Below are 17,475 nucleotides of genomic sequence, written 5' to 3'. Positions count from 1 at the left end.
CTATTTTTAAATCAAGCGGCGGATTTCGGAAACAAGGTTTTTTGTAAGCACTGGGATAATCAGGCGAGACGTCTTGTACCTCTACATAGAGACATTGAAGCAGAGACTGGATGCCATAAACCAGCTGCGTGTTGATCGCGCACTGGCTGCTATGGGACCCGCGTTCCAACAGGTTTACAGTCTGCTGCCAACCTTATTACATTATCATCATCCGCTGATGCCGGGTTACCTCGCAGGTAACGTTCCACATGGCATCAGCTTTTACACGCCTGATGAAAGCCAGATTGACTATCTCAATGATTTAGAAAGCAAATCTGGATCCGTCGCCGCCATTCCTCCCAAGGGCGAACTGCCGATTACCGGCGTTTACTCCATGGGCAGCACCTCTTCCGTAGGACAAAACCTCACTTCTGACCTCGATATCTGGGTTTGCCATCAGTCCTGGCTGGATAACGAAGAACGGCTGTGCCTGCAGAAAAAATGCACCCTGCTGCAAAAATGGTGCGCTTCGATGGGCGTGGAAGTCAGTTTCTTCCTGATCGACGAAAACCGTTTCCGCCACAATGAAAGCGGCAGCCTGGGCGGTGAAGACTGTGGTTCCACGCAGCATATCCTGTTGCTTGATGAATTTTACCGTACTGCCGTTCGCCTGGCAGGTAAGCGTATTCTGTGGAATATGGTGCCGGGAGAAGAAGAAGAGCATTACGATGATTACGTTATGTCACTCTATCAGAAGGGAGTGTTGACCCCGAACGAGTGGCTTGATTTAGGCGGCCTTGGCACGCTTTCTGCGGAAGAGTATTTCGGCGCCAGCCTGTGGCAGCTCTATAAAAGTATCGACTCGCCTTACAAGGCCGTGCTGAAAACCCTGCTGCTGGAAGCTTACTCCTGGGAATATCCAAGTACGCAACTGCTGGCAATGGATATCAAGCAGCGCCTGCACGATGGTGAAATCGTCTCTTATGGTCTTGATCCTTATTGCATGATGCTGGAAAGAGTGACGCACTATCTCACCAGTATTGACGATCATGCCCGACTGGATCTGGTTCGCCGTTGCTTCTATCTGAAAGTCTGCGAAAAACTGTCAGTTGATAATGGCGAGTCTGGCTGGCGCCGTGAAATTCTCAACCAGCTGGTGACGGAGTGGGGATGGGATGCCGGGCGCATCGCCATTCTGGACAGCCGTGCCGACTGGAAAATCAGCCGTGTGCGTGAAGCCCATAATGAACTGCTGGATGCGATGATGCAGAGCTATCGCAACCTGATCCGCTTCGCACGTCGCAATAATCTCAGCGTCAGCGCCAGTCCTCAGGATATCGGCGTATTGACCCGTAAGCTGTATGCGGCTTTTGAAGCCTTACCGGGTAAGGTAACGCTGTTAAATCCGCAGATCTCACCCGATCTTTCTGAACCTCACCTGACCTTTATTCATGTGCCGCATGGCCGTGCCAACCGCGCTGGCTGGTATCTTTATAACCAGTCGCCGGATATGGCCTCAATCATCAGTCACCAGCCGCTGGAATATAACCGCTATCTCAACAAGCTGGTGGCGTGGGCATGGTTTAATGGATTGCTGACCAGCAAAACCCGCCTGCATATCAAGGGCAACGAGATTTGTGACCTGGCAAGGTTGCAGGAGCTGGTGGCAGATGTTTCTCACCACTTCCCACTGCGTCTGCCGTCGCCTACGCCGAAAGCGCTCTACAGTCCGTGTGAAATCCGGCATCTGGCCATTATCGTTAATCTGGAATATGACCCGACGGCTGCTTTTCGCAACCAGGTAGTTCACTTCGATTTCCGCAAGCTGGATGTGTTCAGCTTTGGTCAGCAGCAGCAGTGTCTGATTGGCAGTATCGATCTGCTTTACCGCAACTCGTGGAATGAAGTGCGCACGCTGCACTTTAATGGCGAGCAGGCGATGATTGAAGGGCTTAAAACCATCCTGGGCAAAATGCATCAGGATGCGGCTCCCCCCGATTCGGTCGAGGTTTTCTGTTACAGCCAGCATCTGCGTGGGTTGATTCGTACCCGCGTTCAGCAGCTGGTGTCAGAATGTATTGAGCTGCGCCTCTCCAGTACCCGACAGGAACCTGGCCGCTTTAAAGCGGTACGCGTAGCGGGCCAGACGTGGGGGCTGTTCTTCGAACGCCTCAGCGTATCGGTGCAAAAGCTGGAGAATGCCGTGGAGTTTTATGGCGCAATCTCCAACAACAAACTCCACGGGCTGTCGATCAAAGTAGAAACCGATCAGACACGCCTGCCTGCGGTAGTGAACGGCTATGCCAGCGAAGGGATCATCCAGTTCTTCTTCGAGGACACCAAAGACGACCACGGCTTCAATATTTACATCCTGGATGAAACTAACAGGGTGGAGATCTACCATCACTGCGAAGGCAGTAAAGAGGAGTTAGTCCGTGATGTGAGTCGTTTTTACTCCTCATCACATGACCGCTTCACCTACGGTTCCAGCTTCATTAACTTCAATCTGCCGCAGTTTTACCAGATAGTGAAGGTTGACGATCGCTTCCAGGTTATTCCTTTCCGCAGCCAGACACTGGCCCAACTTTGTGCCACCGTCCCGGATAACGATGCAAACAGCGATTACGCTCAGCGCTATCAAATGCATTGATGCCCGACCCTGTTCCGGCGCAGAGTGCGACACCGGATCAGCTTTTTCCTGTTGCTTTTAGCACTTCACCTGCGATGATAGACAACCAACAGGCACCGATAACGAGCAGAATAAGCATGAACAAAATGATTTGCCGGATGGCGCTGGTGCTGGCTGTAACCAGCCTGGCAGGTTGCGGACTGAAAGGACCTCTCTATTTCCCCCCGCAGGAAAAGCCAAAGCAGCAAACCACTGAGAGCACCGATCCGGCTGCCGGAACGTCCACGGATCAGACCGGTGAAACGTCCGCTACCACTGAACAGACTTCCGGCACGACTACGGATCAGAGTTCGGGCGTGGCTCAGGATGGAACACAGGGCAGGCTTTTGACCACCGAACCGGAAACGCAATCGGCTCAGTAAACTATGAAGCACTCACTGGAGCCAAAAATGCAGTTCTCCAAAATGCACGGCCTGGGCAATGACTTTATGGTGGTCGATGCCGTGACGCAAAACGTCTACTTTTCTCCAGAGTTGATCCGGCGACTGGCGGATCGTCACCTGGGGATCGGCTTCGATCAGCTGCTGATCGTCGAGCCTCCCTACGATCCCGATCTCGATTTTCATTACCGCATCTTTAATGCTGATGGCAGTGAAGTTGCCCAATGTGGCAACGGCGCCCGCTGTTTCGCTCGTTTTGTCCGGCTTAAAGGGCTGACCAATAAAAACGATATCCGCGTCAGTACGCAAACTGGCCGTATGGTGCTGAGCGTGACGCAGGATGAGCTGGTCTGCGTCAATATGGGCGAGCCTGAGTTTGAGCCGCAGAAGGTGCCTTTCCGGGCCCATAAAGCGGAAAACCTCTATCTGATGCGGGCAGCCGAACAGACGGTGATGTGCGGTGTGGTGTCGATGGGCAATCCCCACTGCGTCTTACAGGTAGACAGTGTGAAAACGGCACCCGTTGAGAGCCTTGGCCCCGTGCTGGAGAGCCATGACCGGTTCCCTGAGCGGGTCAACGTAGGGTTTATGGAAGTGGTGAGCCGGGAACACATCCGTCTTCGCGTCTATGAGCGCGGCGCCGGCGAGACTCAGGCCTGCGGAAGCGGAGCCTGTGCAGCGGTTGCCGTAGGTATTCAGCAGGCGCTGCTGGCGGAAAAAGTGCGTGTCGATCTGCCTGGCGGCAGCTTAAACATCGCCTGGAAAGGGCCCGGACATCCGCTCTATATGACCGGCCCAGCCACTCACGTATATGACGGATTTATCCATTTATGAAAAATCTCGGAGAACAACAGGCTGCCAGCGACGTTCTGCTGGACGATCGTGCAGTCAGCGATTACCTGCTGCAAAATCCGGACTTCTTTATCCGCAATGCCCGTCAGGTTGAACAGATGCTGGTGCCGCATCCGGTTCGCGGCACGGTCTCTCTGGTGGAGTGGCAGCTCGCTCGTCAGCGGAACCACATCAGCCAGCTGGAAGAAGAGATCACCTTGCTGATGGAGCAGGCCAGCGCTAATCAGCAGTTATTTGGCCGGCTCTTGTCTCTGCAGGCCCGCCTGGCTTCTGCCGACAGTCTGCATGAGATGCTGAATCGTCTGCATCGCTGGGCAAGAGAACTCGGGCTGGCAGGCGCCAATGTGCGTCTGTTCAGCGATAAATGGCGCATTGGCGCACCCTCTGATTTTACGCAGCTGGCGCTCTCCTCGCATGCTTTTGAATCCGTGCGTATCCAGCGGCTGGGTAATCAGCAACATTATCTGGGGAGCCTGAATGGCCCTGAACTACTGTTGCTGCTGCCCCAGGCAAAAGCCATTGGCTCCGTAGCCATGTCGTTGATGGGCGAGCGGGGCGATCTTGGCGTGCTGATTTTCAGCAGCCGTGACAGCCAGCATTACGAGTCAGGCATGGGAACGGTATTACTGCAGCATCTGTCGCAGATGCTTCCGGAGTTACTGACCCGCTGGGTAGAACGCGCATGAGCAGCGACTCGCCTCTACAACCTGCCGTAGAGGGCTTCCTGCGTTATCTGAAGGTTGAGCGCCAGCTCAGCCCGCTGACCCAGACCAACTACCTCCGTCAGCTCACCGCCTGCACTGCGTTGCTGGATGAGATGAAGCTGACGGCATGGGATAAGCTGGATGCTTCTCAGGTCCGCTCGCTGGCAGCCCGAAGCCGCCGTGCCGGCCTGAAACCCGCCAGCCTGGCCCTTCGCCTCTCGGCACTGCGCAGTTTTCTTGACTGGCAAATCAGCCAGGGCGCGCTGAAAGCCAATCCGGCTAAAGGGGTTGCGACCCCGCGTGCGCCACGCCATCTGCCAAAAAATATTGATGTGGATGAAGTCAGTCGCCTGCTGGATATCGATCTTAACGATCCTCTGGCCGTACGTGACCGGGCGATGCTGGAAATTATGTACGGTGCCGGGCTGCGTCTCTCCGAGCTGGTAGGGATAGATACCGGGCATCTGGATTTAGCCTCAGGTGAAGTCTGGGTGGTGGGTAAAGGCAGCAAAGAGCGTCGCCTGCCAATTGGCCGTACGGCGGTGCAATGGATGGAACACTGGCTTGAGATGCGTGAACTTTTTGCGCCGGAAGATCAGGCCGTTTTCCTCTCTAAGCACGGTAAGCGAATGTCGGCACGCAACGTTCAGAAGCGGTTTGCCGAATGGGGGGTTAAGCAGGGCGTCTCCAGCCATATCCATCCGCATAAACTTCGTCACTCCTTTGCCACGCATATGCTGGAGTCCAGCGGCGATTTACGTGCGGTTCAGGAGCTGCTGGGCCATGCCAACCTCAGCACCACACAAATCTATACCCACCTTGATTTCCAACATCTGGCGTCGGTTTATGATGCCGCCCATCCCCGTGCTAAACGAGGAAAATCCTGATGCACTTTTACCGACCGCTGCGCCCCATCGCGGCGATGACCTTCGATCTGGACGATACGCTTTATGACAACCATCCGGTCATCCTCCGGACCACACGGGAATCGCACGCTTTTCTGCAGTCATATCATCCGGCGTTAAACGGGTTCAGCGTGGAACGTTACCAGCAGTTGCGCGACACTCTTCGTGAGCAGGAACCGGACATTTATCATGATGTCAGCGAATGGCGTCGTCGTGCGGTTGAGCTGGCGATGCTTGATGCCGGGCTGACTTCAGCCGAGTCTGAGAGTGGCTCACGGGCAGTGATGGCGCATTTTGCTCAGTGGCGCAGCCAGATCGAGGTGCCGGAAGAGACGCACCATACGCTGGCCGCGCTGGCTGAGCGCATCCCGCTGGTGGCGATCACCAACGGTAATGCGGAACCTCACCTTTTTGGTCTGGATAAATATTTTAAATTTATTCTCCGTGCCGGGCCGGACGGGCGTGCCAAACCTTACCAGGATATGTATCACCTGGCCGCAGAGAAGCTTGCTCTGCCGCCGGAAAGTATCCTGCATGTGGGTGATGACCTGACCACGGACGTTGCTGGGGCAGTGCGTTGTGGGATGCAGGCCTGCTGGATCAACCTGCGTAAAGGCAACCTGATGCACATCAGTGACAGCCGCCTGCTTCCCACGCTGGAAATTTCGCAGTTGGCATCGCTGACTGCGCTGATATAATAAACTGGTTAAATATCCAGTGGAGCGCCGCGCGCTCCCCCTTTCCTGACGGTGCCTATGGACGTTTCTGACCTGCTAGACAGCTTGAATGACAAACAACGCGAGGCCGTAGCCGCGCCTCGCAGCAATCTGCTGGTGCTGGCAGGGGCTGGCAGTGGCAAAACCCGTGTGCTGGTTCACCGCATTGCCTGGCTGATGGCCGTTGAGAACTGCTCCCCTTATTCCATTATGGCCGTGACCTTTACCAACAAGGCTGCGGCGGAAATGCGCCACCGTATTGAGCAGCTGATAGGGACCAGTCAGGGCGGGATGTGGATCGGAACTTTCCACGGCCTGGCTCACCGTCTGCTGCGTGCGCATCATCTGGATGCCAACCTGCCGCAAGATTTTCAAATTCTCGACAGTGAAGATCAGCAGCGCCTGCTTAAACGCCTGATCAAAGCGATGAATCTCGACGAGAAGCAGTGGCCTGCCCGTCAGGCCATGTGGTACATCAACGGCAAAAAAGATGAAGGGCTGCGGCCTAAACATATTGAGAGCTACGGCAATCCGGTTGAGCAAACCTGGCTGCGTATCTATCAGGCCTATCAGGAAGCCTGTGACCGTGCCGGGCTGGTCGACTTTGCCGAGTTGCTGCTGCGTGCCCACGAGCTGTGGCTCAACAAGCCGCACATTCTGAACCACTATCGTGAGCGCTTTACCAACGTGCTGGTGGATGAGTTTCAGGATACCAACAATATCCAGTATGCCTGGATTCGCATGCTGGCCGGGGAGACCGGCAAGGTAATCATTGTCGGGGATGACGATCAGTCGATCTATGGCTGGCGCGGTGCGCAGGTGGAAAACATTCAGCGCTTCCTCAACGACTTCCAGGGCGCGGAAACTATCCGTCTGGAACAAAATTACCGCTCCACCAATAACATCCTGAAAGCGGCGAATGCCCTGATTGCCAACAACAGTGGCCGTATGGGCAAAGAGCTGTGGACGGATGGCAGTGATGGCGAACCTATCGCGCTCTATTGTGCGTTCAACGAGCTGGATGAAGCCCGCTTCGTGGTCAACCGTATCAAGGTCTGGATGGAAAACGGCGGGGCCCTGAACGACTGCGCCATTCTGTACCGCAGTAACGCCCAGTCGCGCGTGCTGGAAGAGGCGCTGCTCCAGACCAGTATGCCGTACCGTATCTATGGCGGCATGCGCTTCTTCGAACGTCAGGAGATCAAAGATGCGCTGGCCTATCTGCGCATGATAGCCAACCGCAATGATGACGCGGCGTTTGAGCGGGTGGTCAACACGCCAACGCGCGGCATTGGCGATCGCACCCTGGATGTGGTGCGGCAGACGGCGCGTGAACGTCAGCTGACTTTATGGCAAAGCACCCGCGTGCTGTTGCAGGAAAAAGCGCTGGCAGGACGGGCGGCCTCTGCACTTCAGCGTTTCACCGAGCTGGTGGATTCTCTGGCACAGGAAACCAGTGAACTCTCGCTTCACGTGCAGACAGACCGGGTGATCAAAGATTCCGGCCTGTGGCTGATGTATGACCAGGAGAAAGGCGAGAAGGGCCAGGCCCGTATTGAGAACCTTGAGGAGCTGGTCAACGCCACCCGGCAATACAGCTATCAGGATGAAGATGAAGATCTGATGCCGTTGCAGGCCTTCCTGTCTCACGCCGCGCTGGAAGCGGGTGAAGGTCAGGCCGACAAGTGGCAGGATGCGGTGCAGTTAATGACCATGCATGCTGCAAAAGGCCTGGAGTTTATGCAGGTCTTTATTGTCGGCATGGAAGAGGGCATGTTCCCCAGCCAGATGTCGCTGGAGGAAGGCGGCAGGTTAGAGGAAGAGCGCCGTCTGGCCTATGTAGGCGTTACGCGGGCAATGCAAAAACTCACGCTGACCTATGCCGAAACCCGTCGCCTGTATGGCAAAGAGGTTTACCATCGCCCATCACGCTTTGTCGGTGAGCTGCCGGAAGAGTGTGTGGAAGAGGTTCGCCTGCGGGCCAGCATCAGCCGTCCGGTAAAACATCAGCGGATGGGGGCGCCTGTGACCCAGAACGACAGTGGCTTTGCGCTGGGTCAGCGGGTTCGTCATGCCAAGTTTGGCGAAGGCACTATTGTGAATCTGGAAGGCAGTGGCGATCACAGCCGTCTGCAGGTGGCGTTCCAGGGCCAGGGGATCAAATGGCTGGTTGCCGCCTACGCGAAGCTCGAAACGGTCTGACTCCTTTCACGGGGCGGTTTTCATCGCCCCGTCACGCTGTTTCCACAGATGTTTCCCTGTTAATTCTTGTTGCGTATTTATCCAGATCCGGCTGTTGACGCGATTTTCGGCACAGCGTAACATGCGCGCACCATTACCCTTAGAGGACACTCGCCTTGGACACACCCAGTAGATACTGGCTCATTGACCTGCAAACCAGGTACAACTCCTAAGGCTATCCTCTTCTGCCGATAGCCTTCGTGGTTGTTGGCGACCCCGCACTTCCGTCGCTCTGAGTCAGATTTTGTCGCTGACTGAAACTGCCGTTTCCCGTGTTCATCGCGTCGTCCCAAATTGTGACTGTAAATTGGGAGTACAGCTATGCTGAGCGCATTTAAACTGGAACAGAGCCGCTTAACCCGCCTCGAACTGGAAGAGCCCAATGATGAGCTGAGCAGCTCAGTCTGGGTCGATCTTATTGAGCCGGAAGAGAATGAGCGCGATCGCGTCCAGACCGAGCTGGGTCAGAGCCTGGCAACCCGCCCCGAACTGGAAGATATCGAAGCCTCGGCGCGTTTCTTCGAAGATGAAGACGGCCTGCATATCCACTCCTTTTTCTTTTATGAAGATGCCGAAGACCATGCCGGTAACTCCACGGTGGCCTTTACCATTCGTGAAGGACGTCTTTATACCCTCCGTGAGCGTGAGCTTCCGGCGTTTCGCCTCTACAGGATGCGCGCCCGTAATCAGGTTCTGACCGACGGCAACGCCTACGAGCTGTTGCTGGATCTGTTCGAAACCAAGATTGAACAGCTCGCGGACGAAATCGAAAATATCTACAGCGATCTGGAAAAGCTCAGCCGGGTCATTATGGAAGGGCACCAGGGCGATGAGTTTGACGCTGCGCTCTCCACCCTGGCGGAGCTGGAAGATATTGGCTGGAAGGTGCGTTTGTGTCTGATGGATACCCAACGCGCGCTAAACTTCCTGGTGCGTAAAGCCCGTCTGCCCGACAATCAGCTGGAGCAGGCGCGTGAAATTCTGCGGGATATCGAATCCCTGCTGCCGCACAATGAGTCGCTGTTCCAGAAGGTGAACTTCCTGATGCAGGCGGCAATGGGCTTTATCAACATTGAGCAGAACCGTATCATTAAGATCTTCTCGGTGGTGTCCGTGGTTTTCCTGCCGCCCACGCTGGTGGCCTCAAGTTACGGCATGAACTTCGAATTTATGCCTGAACTGAAATGGAGCTTTGGTTATCCGGGCGCCATTACCCTGATGATCCTGGCCGGGCTGGCCCCTTACGCTTACTTCAAGCGGAAAAACTGGCTCTGATCCCTGCCGGTAACAAAAAACCCCGCTGATGCGGGGTTTTTTGCTTATAACGCGGGCTGTCTGCGCTTGAGCGTCCAGACAGCATCGACAATAAACAGCGCCAGCGCTGCCCAGATAAATGAGAAGGTGACCGCTTTATCCGGCGTCATCTGTTCACCATAGAACACTACCGCAAGCAGGAACATCAGCGTCGGGCCCAGATACTGGAAGAAGCCCACGGTAGATAAACGCAGACGATTACAGGCCGCGGCAAACAACATCAGTGGAATAGTGGTGATAATCCCGGCGGCAATCAGCAGAAGATTCAGCGACAGGGGGTTCTGAGTCAGATGGCTGGTGCTGCTCTCAGCCACACCAAACAGATAGATGGCGGCAACCGGAAGCAGCCAGCTGGTTTCGATCAGCATGCCGGTTTGGGCATCAACGTTAATCTTTTTACGGATCAGTCCATAAAGGGAGAAGGTCACCGCCAGACCCAGCGCAATAATCGGCACTGAACCAAATCGCCACAGCTGCACAAGCACGCCACAGGCTGCCAGCGCGACAGCGAGCCACTGTAACCGACGAAAACGCTCTTTCAGGAACACCATCCCCACCAGTACGTTAAGTAACGGGTTGATAAAGTAGCCCAGGCTGGCTTCCAGCATATGATGATTGTTGACCGCCCAGATAAAAATAAGCCAGTTGCCGCAGATAACCGTGGCTGATACTGCCAGCAGCAGCACTTTTTTTGGCTGTTGCAGGATGTTTTTCACCTTGTCCCAGTTACGGCTGAGACTGACCAGCAACAGCATAAAGAAGAATGACCAGATAACCCGGTGAGTCATGATCTCTCCCGGTGCCACTTGCTGGATCAGCTTGAAATAGGCCGGAGCAATGCCCCAGATAAAATAGGCACCGAGAGCAAAGAAAATTCCTTGTCGGGTTTGTTGTGCATCCATGTAAAGAGACTCCGTAATATCAGGGTTATTAACAGGGAAAAATGGCGTTTACTTGTCGCTAGCCCGTAAGATAGGTGGCAGTGGCACTGGCAATATAGACGCCAGCATCATTGTGCAGTTCCACGCGAGCCACTGAGACTTTATTGCCGCCCCGGAGCAGGCTGCTGGTGGCAATAAAGCGTTCACCGCGCCCTGGACGCAGATAGTCCACGCGCAGATCGATGGTGCCCATTCGCGATAACCGCTGACGGAGCTCCTCTTCGGTGATGCTCTCCTGGCGGGTCAGTGCACTGCTCACGCAAACCAGGCCGGCAGCCACATCCAGCACGGAAGCAATCACGCCACCATGCAGGATCTTCTGGGCGACATTTCCTACCAGCTGAGTCTGGTTTGCAAAGCTAAGTTCAGCATAATCCGGCTCCAGCCGATCCAGTTGCAGGCCCAGAGCCCGGTTAAAAGGCATATCATCAACAAAAATGCCACCAATAAGGCGACGTGCGGCGTCCTGGGCCAGGGGAACAGCAGACATCATGAAAATTCCTTGCAACAAAATGATGAGAGAAGAATAACAGACTGGCTATTTCAGGCTCAGGCAGAAATGCATTCCTTTTACAAAAACAGCACTAATGCCCCCAGGCTTTTCTGTGTAAAATGGCCTGCTTTTTACACACCTGTCCCGTTTCTGCTCTGGAGCACACTATGCCTATGCTGAGAGGATTGCTGGTTGCAGCCTTCCTGTTTCCCACGTTAGCTCTGGCACAAGAAGCCACGGTTACTGAGGTTCATGACCAACCTGCCGTGCCTGGCAGTATCATTGCTAACCTGCTGGAAAAGCATGACAATCCTTTCGTACTTTTCCCGTATGAAAGTAACTATGTTCTGTATACCGATACCAGCAACATTAATAAAGAAGCGATCGAAAGCTATAACTGGTCGGATAATGTTAAACACGATGAAGTGAAATTCCAGCTCAGTCTGGCCTTTCCTTTATGGCGTGGCATTTTGGGTGATAACTCGGTGCTGGCAGCGTCTTATACTCAGGGGTCCTGGTGGCAGCTCTCTAACCGTGCCGGATCTTCACCTTTCCGTGAAACTGACTACCAGCCACAGATTTTCCTGGGATGGGCGACAGACTACAGCTTTGCAGGCTGGACGCTGCGTGATGTGGAAATGGGTCTGAACCACCAGTCTAACGGGCGTTCTGAACCGACCTCCCGTAGCTGGAATCGTGTCTATGCCCGTCTGATGGCGCAGAACGGAAACTGGATGGTGGAAGCCAAACCCTGGTACCGCCTTCCAGAAAGTGAAAATAATGATGATAACCCGGATATCACTAAGTACATGGGGTATTATCGCCTGACGGTTGGCTATCAGTGGGGCGAGAGCATTTTCAGCGTGAAGAGCACCTATAACTGGAACAGCGGTTATGGCGGCGCGGAAATGGGCTGGAGCTACCCCATCACTAACCACGTTCGCTTCTACACTCAGGTGTACAGCGGCTACGGCGAATCACTGATTGACTACAACCACCGCCAGACGCGCGTGGGTGTGGGTGTAATGTTGAACGACCTGTTTTAAAGCTTTCGGGTGAGCGGCAATCGCAGCTCACCCATCATCAGATTTGGGGAATACGTGTCTACGGCTGCAGTAATTAATCAGGAAGCGCTGGCGGAACAGATTCTGCAAGATACCTTTGGCTACCAGCACTTTCGCCCAGGACAGCAATCCATCATTCAGGCTTCGCTGAATGGCCGTGACTGCCTGGTGGTTATGCCCACCGGCGGCGGCAAGTCGCTCTGCTATCAAATTCCTGCCCTGATCAAAGAAGGGCTGACGTTAGTGGTCTCTCCGCTGATTTCCCTGATGAAAGATCAGGTTGATCAGCTGCTGGCCAATGGCGTGGCCGCGGCCTGCCTGAACTCTACTCAGACCCGTGATGAACAGCAGGAAGTGATGGCGGGTTGCCGGACCGGACGGATACGGCTGCTGTATATCGCCCCCGAACGCCTGATGATGGACAATTTCCTCGATAACCTGCTGCACTGGAATCCGGCGATGCTGGCGGTGGATGAAGCCCACTGTATTTCTCAGTGGGGCCATGACTTCCGTCCAGAATATGGGGCGCTGGGGCAACTGCGCCATCGTCTTCCTGATGTCCCCGTAATGGCGCTGACGGCAACAGCAGATGAAACGACGCGTAATGACATTGCCCGTCTGCTGCAACTAAACGATCCGCTGATTCAGATCAGCAGCTTTGACCGCCCGAATATCCGCTACACCCTGGTAGAAAAGTTTAAACCTACCGACCAGCTGATCCGCTACGTGCAGGAGCAGCGAGGCAAATGTGGCATCATTTACTGTAACAGCCGCGCGAAAGTTGAAGACACCGCCGCCCGGTTGCAAAGCCGCGGGCTGAGCGTGGGTGCCTACCACGCCGGGATGGACAATGCCCATCGCGCGCAGGTACAGGAAGCTTTCCAGCGTGACGATTTGCAAATTGTCGTGGCAACAGTCGCCTTTGGGATGGGTATCAACAAGCCTAACGTGCGCTTCGTTGTCCACTTTGATATCCCGCGCAACATTGAATCCTATTATCAGGAAACGGGGCGTGCCGGGCGTGATGGCCTGCCTGCAGAAGCCCTGATGCTTTACGACCCGGCAGATATGGCCTGGTTACGTCGCTGTCTGGATGAGAAGGCACCGGGTCCGCTGCAGGATATCGAACGGCATAAATTGAATGCGATGGGGGCCTTTGCCGAAGCGCAGACCTGCCGCCGTCTGGTATTGCTGAACTACTTTGGTGAAGGACGTCAGCAGCCTTGCGACAACTGCGATATCTGCCTGGACCCGCCCCGCCGTTATGACGGACTGGTCGAAGCGCAAAAAGCGCTGTCAGGCATTTATCGTGTCGGGCAACGTTTCGGGATGGGCTACATTGTTGAGGTGCTGAGAGGCGCGAACAATCAGCGTATCCGCGATATGCAGCACGATAAATTACCGATCTACGGCATTGGTAAAGATCAGAGTCATGAACACTGGGTCAGCGTTCTTCGCCAGTTAATCCACCTTGGGCTGGTGACGCAAAACATCGCCATGCACTCTGCTTTACAGCTTACGGAAGCGGCCAGGCCAGTCTTACGGGGTGAAACGCCGCTGATGCTGGCGGTACCCAGGCTGGTTACCGTCAAGCCACGCAGTAACAGCCAGAAATCCTTCGGCGGCAATTACGATCGTAAGCTGTTCGCAAAATTACGCAAATTACGTAAGGCGATTGCAGATGAAAATAATGTCCCGCCCTATGTGGTATTCAACGACGCAACGCTGATCGAAATGGCTGAACAGATGCCGATCACCGCTTCAGAGATGCTCAGCATCAATGGCGTAGGCCAGAGAAAGCTGGAGCGTTTTGGCAAAGCCTTCCTGGTGATGATCAAAGAACACGTTGATGATGACGAATAGATTTTCCCCCAACATTCTCATAGCAAGGAACCCAATATGTTGATGTTATTTCTGACGGTGGCGATGGTGCATTTCATTGCCCTGATGAGTCCGGGCCCGGACTTCTTTTTTGTGTCGCAAACGGCGGTCAGCCGTTCACGCAAGGAGGCGATGATGGGTGTGGTAGGGATTACCCTCGGCATTGTTATCTGGGCAGGCGTGGCATTACTGGGATTGAATCTGCTGTTGCAGAAAATGGCCTGGCTGCACCAGATCATCATGGTCGGAGGGGGACTTTACCTGCTGTGGATGGGCTGGCAGATGCTGCGTTCCGCCCGTCGGCAGCACAAGCAGGCCAGCCAGCAGGACGCTTCACCGGTAGCGCTGCCTGAAAAAGGCCGCAGCTTTCTGAAAGGTTTCCTGACTAACCTCTCTAATCCGAAAGCTGTTATCTACTTCGGCAGTGTGTTTTCACTGTTTGTGGGTGATGACGTAGGCGCTGGCGCGCGCTGGGGATTATTTATCCTGATCGTCAGTGAAACCTTTATCTGGTTCACTCTGGTTGCCAGCATTTTTGCTCTGCCGAAGATTCGTCAGGGCTATCAACGTTTAGCAAAATGGATTGATGGTTTTGCCGGCGTTCTGTTTGCCGGATTCGGCATTCATCTGATTCTTTCACGCTAAACGTCCAGGCCGGGTATAACGCCCGGCCTGACTGTTTCCAGGTTCAGGCAATTCGGCGCGCTGAAGCCAGTAACGCCCCCACAGCCACAAACATCCCGCCAAATATCCGGTTAAGCAATTTCATCTGTCGCGGCCCTTTAATCCAGCCAGCAATACGTGTTGCCAGCGTCGCATAGCCAATCATCACGATAATATCGACGACAACCGTGGTCACGCCCAGTACCAGATACTGAGCCGTCTGCGGCTGATGTGGAATGATAAACTGCGGGAACAGGGCAGCCAGAAAGACAATGCTCTTTGGATTGGTGAGGTTGACCAGGATGGCACGCCTGAACAGTTTCCTGCGGGGCATCGCTTTCGCCACCGCCTGCAAATCGATACCCCCGCCGGAACGCCATTGCTGGATCCCGAGCCAGACCAGATAAGCCGCACCCGCCCATTTCAGTATTTCGAAAGCCAGTACAGACTGCGAGAACAGCGCACCAAGCCCGATACCAACCAGTACAATGTGCACCGAAAGCCCGACCTGGAGGCCAGAAATAGAGGCAACCGCACCGCGATAGCCATGGCTGATGCCGGTACTCATAGTATTTATCGCGCCGGAACCGGGGGAAAGACTTAAGATGCTGGTGGTTAAAAGATAAGCCAGCCACCACTCGATGGTCATGGGTAACGCTCCCTGAATGTACAGAAGTATGACACAATACGGCATTGTTTGAGGTTGCGCTACGGGATGACATCAGGTCGTCTGAAGCCGTAAGACGGAATAAGGGCAGAAGCCGATGAAGAGTCTTAAAAACGGCTGGCCAACGCGTGAAAAAGCGTTTGCTGCTTTTGCTACCGGCCCGCTGCTGGATTTCTGGAAGCATCGGGAAGAGGGCGAATTTACCGGCGTGGAAAACGTCCCGATTCGCTATGTTCGCTTCATCTCAGCGCAACACGACAAGGTTATTCTGCTCTGTCCGGGGCGGATTGAAAGCTATGTGAAGTACCCTGAGCTGGCTTACGATCTTTTTCACTGCGGCTACGATGTGGTGATCATCGATCACCGCGGGCAGGGGCGATCGGGCCGCCTGCTGAAGGATTCTCATCGCGGGCATGTGGAAGCCTTTGACCACTATGTGGATGACCTTGAAACGCTCTATCAAAAAGAGATTGCCAGCCGGAGCTATCGCCACCGTTATGCGCTTGCCCATTCGATGGGCGGTGCGATCCTGGCCCTGATGCTGGCAAGGCAGCCAGACGCTTTTGATGCCGTGGTGATGGCCTCGCCGATGTTTGGTATTTTCCTGCCGATGCCTGCGTGGATGGCCAACCGGATTCTGGAGTGGGCTGAAAAGCGGCCAACCCTGCGTGATGGTTATGCAATGGGCACCGGAAAGTGGCGGGCACGCCCGTTCGGCATCAACGAACTGACCCACAGCCGGGAGCGTTACCGGAGAAATCTGCGTTTCTACGCAGACGACCCAGGATTACGCGTTGGCGGCCCCACCTACCATTGGGTGCGGGAAGGGGTGATGGCTGGCCAGAGCGCCCTCAGCAAAGCGAAAGAAATTTCCACGCCGCTGCTGGTGTTACAAGCCGGTGCAGACAAGGTGGTGGATAACCGGGCCCAGGATCTTTTCTGCCAGGCCATGACCACCGCGGGGCAGCCCTGTGAGGGGGGAAACCGCTGGTTATCAACGGCGCGCGTCATGAGATCTTATTTGAAAAAGACAGTATGCGGGCCGAAGCGCTGGATGCCATCGTGGCCTTTTTCTCCAGACATTCGTAATTTTACACCGCTCTCATTAGTGGGCCAGCCAGGCTGCCCGATAACAGACTAACCAGAGGTTTTATGTACGCTATTGTTGCTTCCGATCTTGATGGCACCCTGCTGTCGCCCGATCACCGCTTATCTCCTTTTGCCCGTGAAACGCTGCCGCTGCTGACTGAAAAAGGGGTGCATTTTATCTTCGCCACCGGCCGTCATTACATTGATGTGGCCCAGATGCGTGACAGTCTGGGGATTGATGCATTTATGATCACCTCTAACGGTGCCAGGGTACACAACACGGCGGGTGAACTGGTGTTCAGCCACAACCTGGACGAAGATATTGCTGAGGAATTGTTTGCGCTCCACCACAGCCATGAGGATATCTTCACCAACGTCTACCGTGATGAGGAGTGGTTCCTGAACCGTAACCGCCCAGAAGAGATGGATTTCTTCCGTGAATCTGACTTCAATTATCAGCTTTACGAGCCGGGTTCGCTGGCAACGGATGGCATCAGCAAGGTGTTCTTCACCTGTGGTAAACCTGAGCTGCTGATCCCGCTGGAAGAGGCGCTGATTGCGCGCTGGGGTGACAGGGTCAATGTCAGTTTCTCTCTGCCAACCTGCCTGGAAGTGATGGCGGGTGGCGTATCTAAAGGCCATGCGCTGGATGCTGTATCAAAGACGCTGGGCTATGCCCTGAAGGACTGCATCTCCTTTGGGGATGGCATGAATGACAAGGAGATGCTGAGCATGGCCGGTAAAGGCTGCATCATGAGCAACTCCCATCAGCGGCTGAAAGACCTGCTGCCGGAGCTGGAAGTAATAGGCAGTAATGCGGATAACGCGGTGCCCAATTACCTGCGTAAGCTCTATAACGTTTAACCGAAAATTTTCCGCCCCGGCCAGCGGGGGCGG

General features: G+C 54.7%; 15 protein-coding genes and 1 pseudogene. 13 read left to right on the top strand and 3 right to left on the bottom strand.

What is annotated here, in order from left to right:
• The first annotated feature begins 73 nt into the window (after nucleotides 1-73).
• From VRC33_RS21125 to corA, 8 genes are all read left to right on the top strand, one after another.
• Nucleotides 74-2,629 carry a class I adenylate cyclase gene (locus VRC33_RS21125; protein ID WP_338576845.1) on the top strand — a complete coding sequence of 852 codons (2,556 nt, stop codon included), beginning with the start codon at nucleotides 74-76 and terminating at the stop codon, nucleotides 2,627-2,629.
• A gap of 116 nt (nucleotides 2,630-2,745) precedes the next feature.
• The gene (locus tag VRC33_RS21120) at nucleotides 2,746-3,030 is read left to right on the top strand and encodes a lipoprotein (protein ID WP_338564610.1); all 285 of its coding nucleotides are present in this window, start codon (nucleotides 2,746-2,748) and stop codon (nucleotides 3,028-3,030) included.
• Between the two features lie 27 nt (nucleotides 3,031-3,057).
• Complete coding sequence (gene dapF / locus VRC33_RS21115; RefSeq protein WP_338559168.1) at nucleotides 3,058-3,882, top strand: diaminopimelate epimerase; 825 nt, start codon at nucleotides 3,058-3,060, stop codon at nucleotides 3,880-3,882.
• Nucleotides 3,879-4,586, top strand: coding sequence for a DUF484 domain-containing protein (locus VRC33_RS21110; protein WP_338559166.1), 708 nt, complete (start codon nucleotides 3,879-3,881; stop codon nucleotides 4,584-4,586). Before dapF ends, VRC33_RS21110 begins: the two co-directional genes overlap by 4 nt.
• Complete coding sequence (gene xerC / locus VRC33_RS21105; protein WP_338559163.1) at nucleotides 4,583-5,491, top strand: tyrosine recombinase XerC; 909 nt, start codon at nucleotides 4,583-4,585, stop codon at nucleotides 5,489-5,491. Before VRC33_RS21110 ends, xerC begins: the two co-directional genes overlap by 4 nt.
• A complete protein-coding gene (gene yigB, locus VRC33_RS21100; RefSeq protein WP_338559160.1) occupies nucleotides 5,491-6,207 on the top strand; it encodes a 5-amino-6-(5-phospho-D-ribitylamino)uracil phosphatase YigB in 717 nt (238 codons plus the stop codon). The genes xerC and yigB overlap by 1 nt, the downstream gene beginning before the upstream one ends.
• A 57-nt stretch (nucleotides 6,208-6,264) precedes the next feature.
• Nucleotides 6,265-8,427 (top strand): DNA helicase II, encoded by a 2,163-nt coding sequence (gene uvrD / locus VRC33_RS21095; RefSeq protein ID WP_338559158.1) that lies wholly within the window; start codon nucleotides 6,265-6,267, stop codon nucleotides 8,425-8,427.
• A gap of 360 nt (nucleotides 8,428-8,787) precedes the next feature.
• Nucleotides 8,788-9,741, top strand: a complete 954-nt coding sequence (gene corA / locus VRC33_RS21090) for a magnesium/cobalt transporter CorA (RefSeq protein WP_338559155.1) — start codon at nucleotides 8,788-8,790, stop codon at nucleotides 9,739-9,741.
• A 44-nt stretch (nucleotides 9,742-9,785) separates the two neighbouring features.
• Here the strand turns inward: corA and rarD are convergent, their stop codons facing one another.
• Both rarD and VRC33_RS21080 read right to left on the bottom strand, forming a co-directional pair.
• A complete protein-coding gene (gene rarD / locus VRC33_RS21085) occupies nucleotides 9,786-10,682 on the bottom strand; it encodes an EamA family transporter RarD (protein WP_338559153.1) in 897 nt (298 codons plus the stop codon).
• A 58-nt stretch (nucleotides 10,683-10,740) separates the two neighbouring features.
• Nucleotides 10,741-11,211: a thioesterase family protein gene (locus tag VRC33_RS21080; RefSeq protein ID WP_338564380.1), complete on the bottom strand. Its 471-nt coding sequence runs from the start codon at nucleotides 11,209-11,211 to the stop codon at nucleotides 10,741-10,743.
• Nucleotides 11,212-11,381: 170 nt separating this feature from the next.
• Here VRC33_RS21080 and pldA point away from each other — a divergent pair, with 170 nt between their 5' ends.
• Genes pldA through rhtC form a run of 3 tightly spaced genes read left to right on the top strand, consistent with a single transcriptional unit; the run spans nucleotide 11,382 to nucleotide 14,804 of the window.
• Complete coding sequence (gene pldA, locus VRC33_RS21075; protein WP_338559151.1) at nucleotides 11,382-12,260, top strand: phospholipase A; 879 nt, start codon at nucleotides 11,382-11,384, stop codon at nucleotides 12,258-12,260.
• A gap of 54 nt (nucleotides 12,261-12,314) precedes the next feature.
• Complete coding sequence (recQ, locus tag VRC33_RS21070) at nucleotides 12,315-14,141, top strand: ATP-dependent DNA helicase RecQ (protein WP_338559149.1); 1,827 nt, start codon at nucleotides 12,315-12,317, stop codon at nucleotides 14,139-14,141.
• Between the two features lie 36 nt (nucleotides 14,142-14,177).
• Nucleotides 14,178-14,804 (top strand): threonine export protein RhtC, encoded by a 627-nt coding sequence (gene rhtC / locus VRC33_RS21065; protein ID WP_338559146.1) that lies wholly within the window; start codon nucleotides 14,178-14,180, stop codon nucleotides 14,802-14,804.
• A 43-nt stretch (nucleotides 14,805-14,847) separates the two neighbouring features.
• Here rhtC and rhtB read toward each other — a convergent pair whose 3' ends face one another.
• Nucleotides 14,848-15,471 (bottom strand): homoserine/homoserine lactone efflux protein, encoded by a 624-nt coding sequence (gene rhtB, locus VRC33_RS21060; RefSeq protein ID WP_338559144.1) that lies wholly within the window; start codon nucleotides 15,469-15,471, stop codon nucleotides 14,848-14,850.
• 115 nt (nucleotides 15,472-15,586) lie between these two features.
• Here rhtB and pldB point away from each other — a divergent pair.
• Both pldB and yigL read left to right on the top strand, forming a co-directional pair.
• Nucleotides 15,587-16,578 (top strand): annotated as a pseudogene (pldB, locus tag VRC33_RS21055) (lysophospholipase L2).
• Nucleotides 16,579-16,641: 63 nt separating this feature from the next.
• Complete coding sequence (yigL, locus tag VRC33_RS21050; protein WP_338559142.1) at nucleotides 16,642-17,442, top strand: sugar/pyridoxal phosphate phosphatase YigL; 801 nt, start codon at nucleotides 16,642-16,644, stop codon at nucleotides 17,440-17,442.
• Nucleotides 17,443-17,475: the final 33 nt, after the last annotated feature.

The sequence above is a fragment of the Erwinia sp. E_sp_B01_1 genome (assembly GCF_036865545.1).
In the GTDB taxonomy this organism is placed as follows: Bacteria; Pseudomonadota; Gammaproteobacteria; order Enterobacterales; family Enterobacteriaceae; genus Erwinia.
Note: the sequence above shows the minus strand (reverse complement) of the source record. Positions and strands in the feature narration are given on the sequence as shown.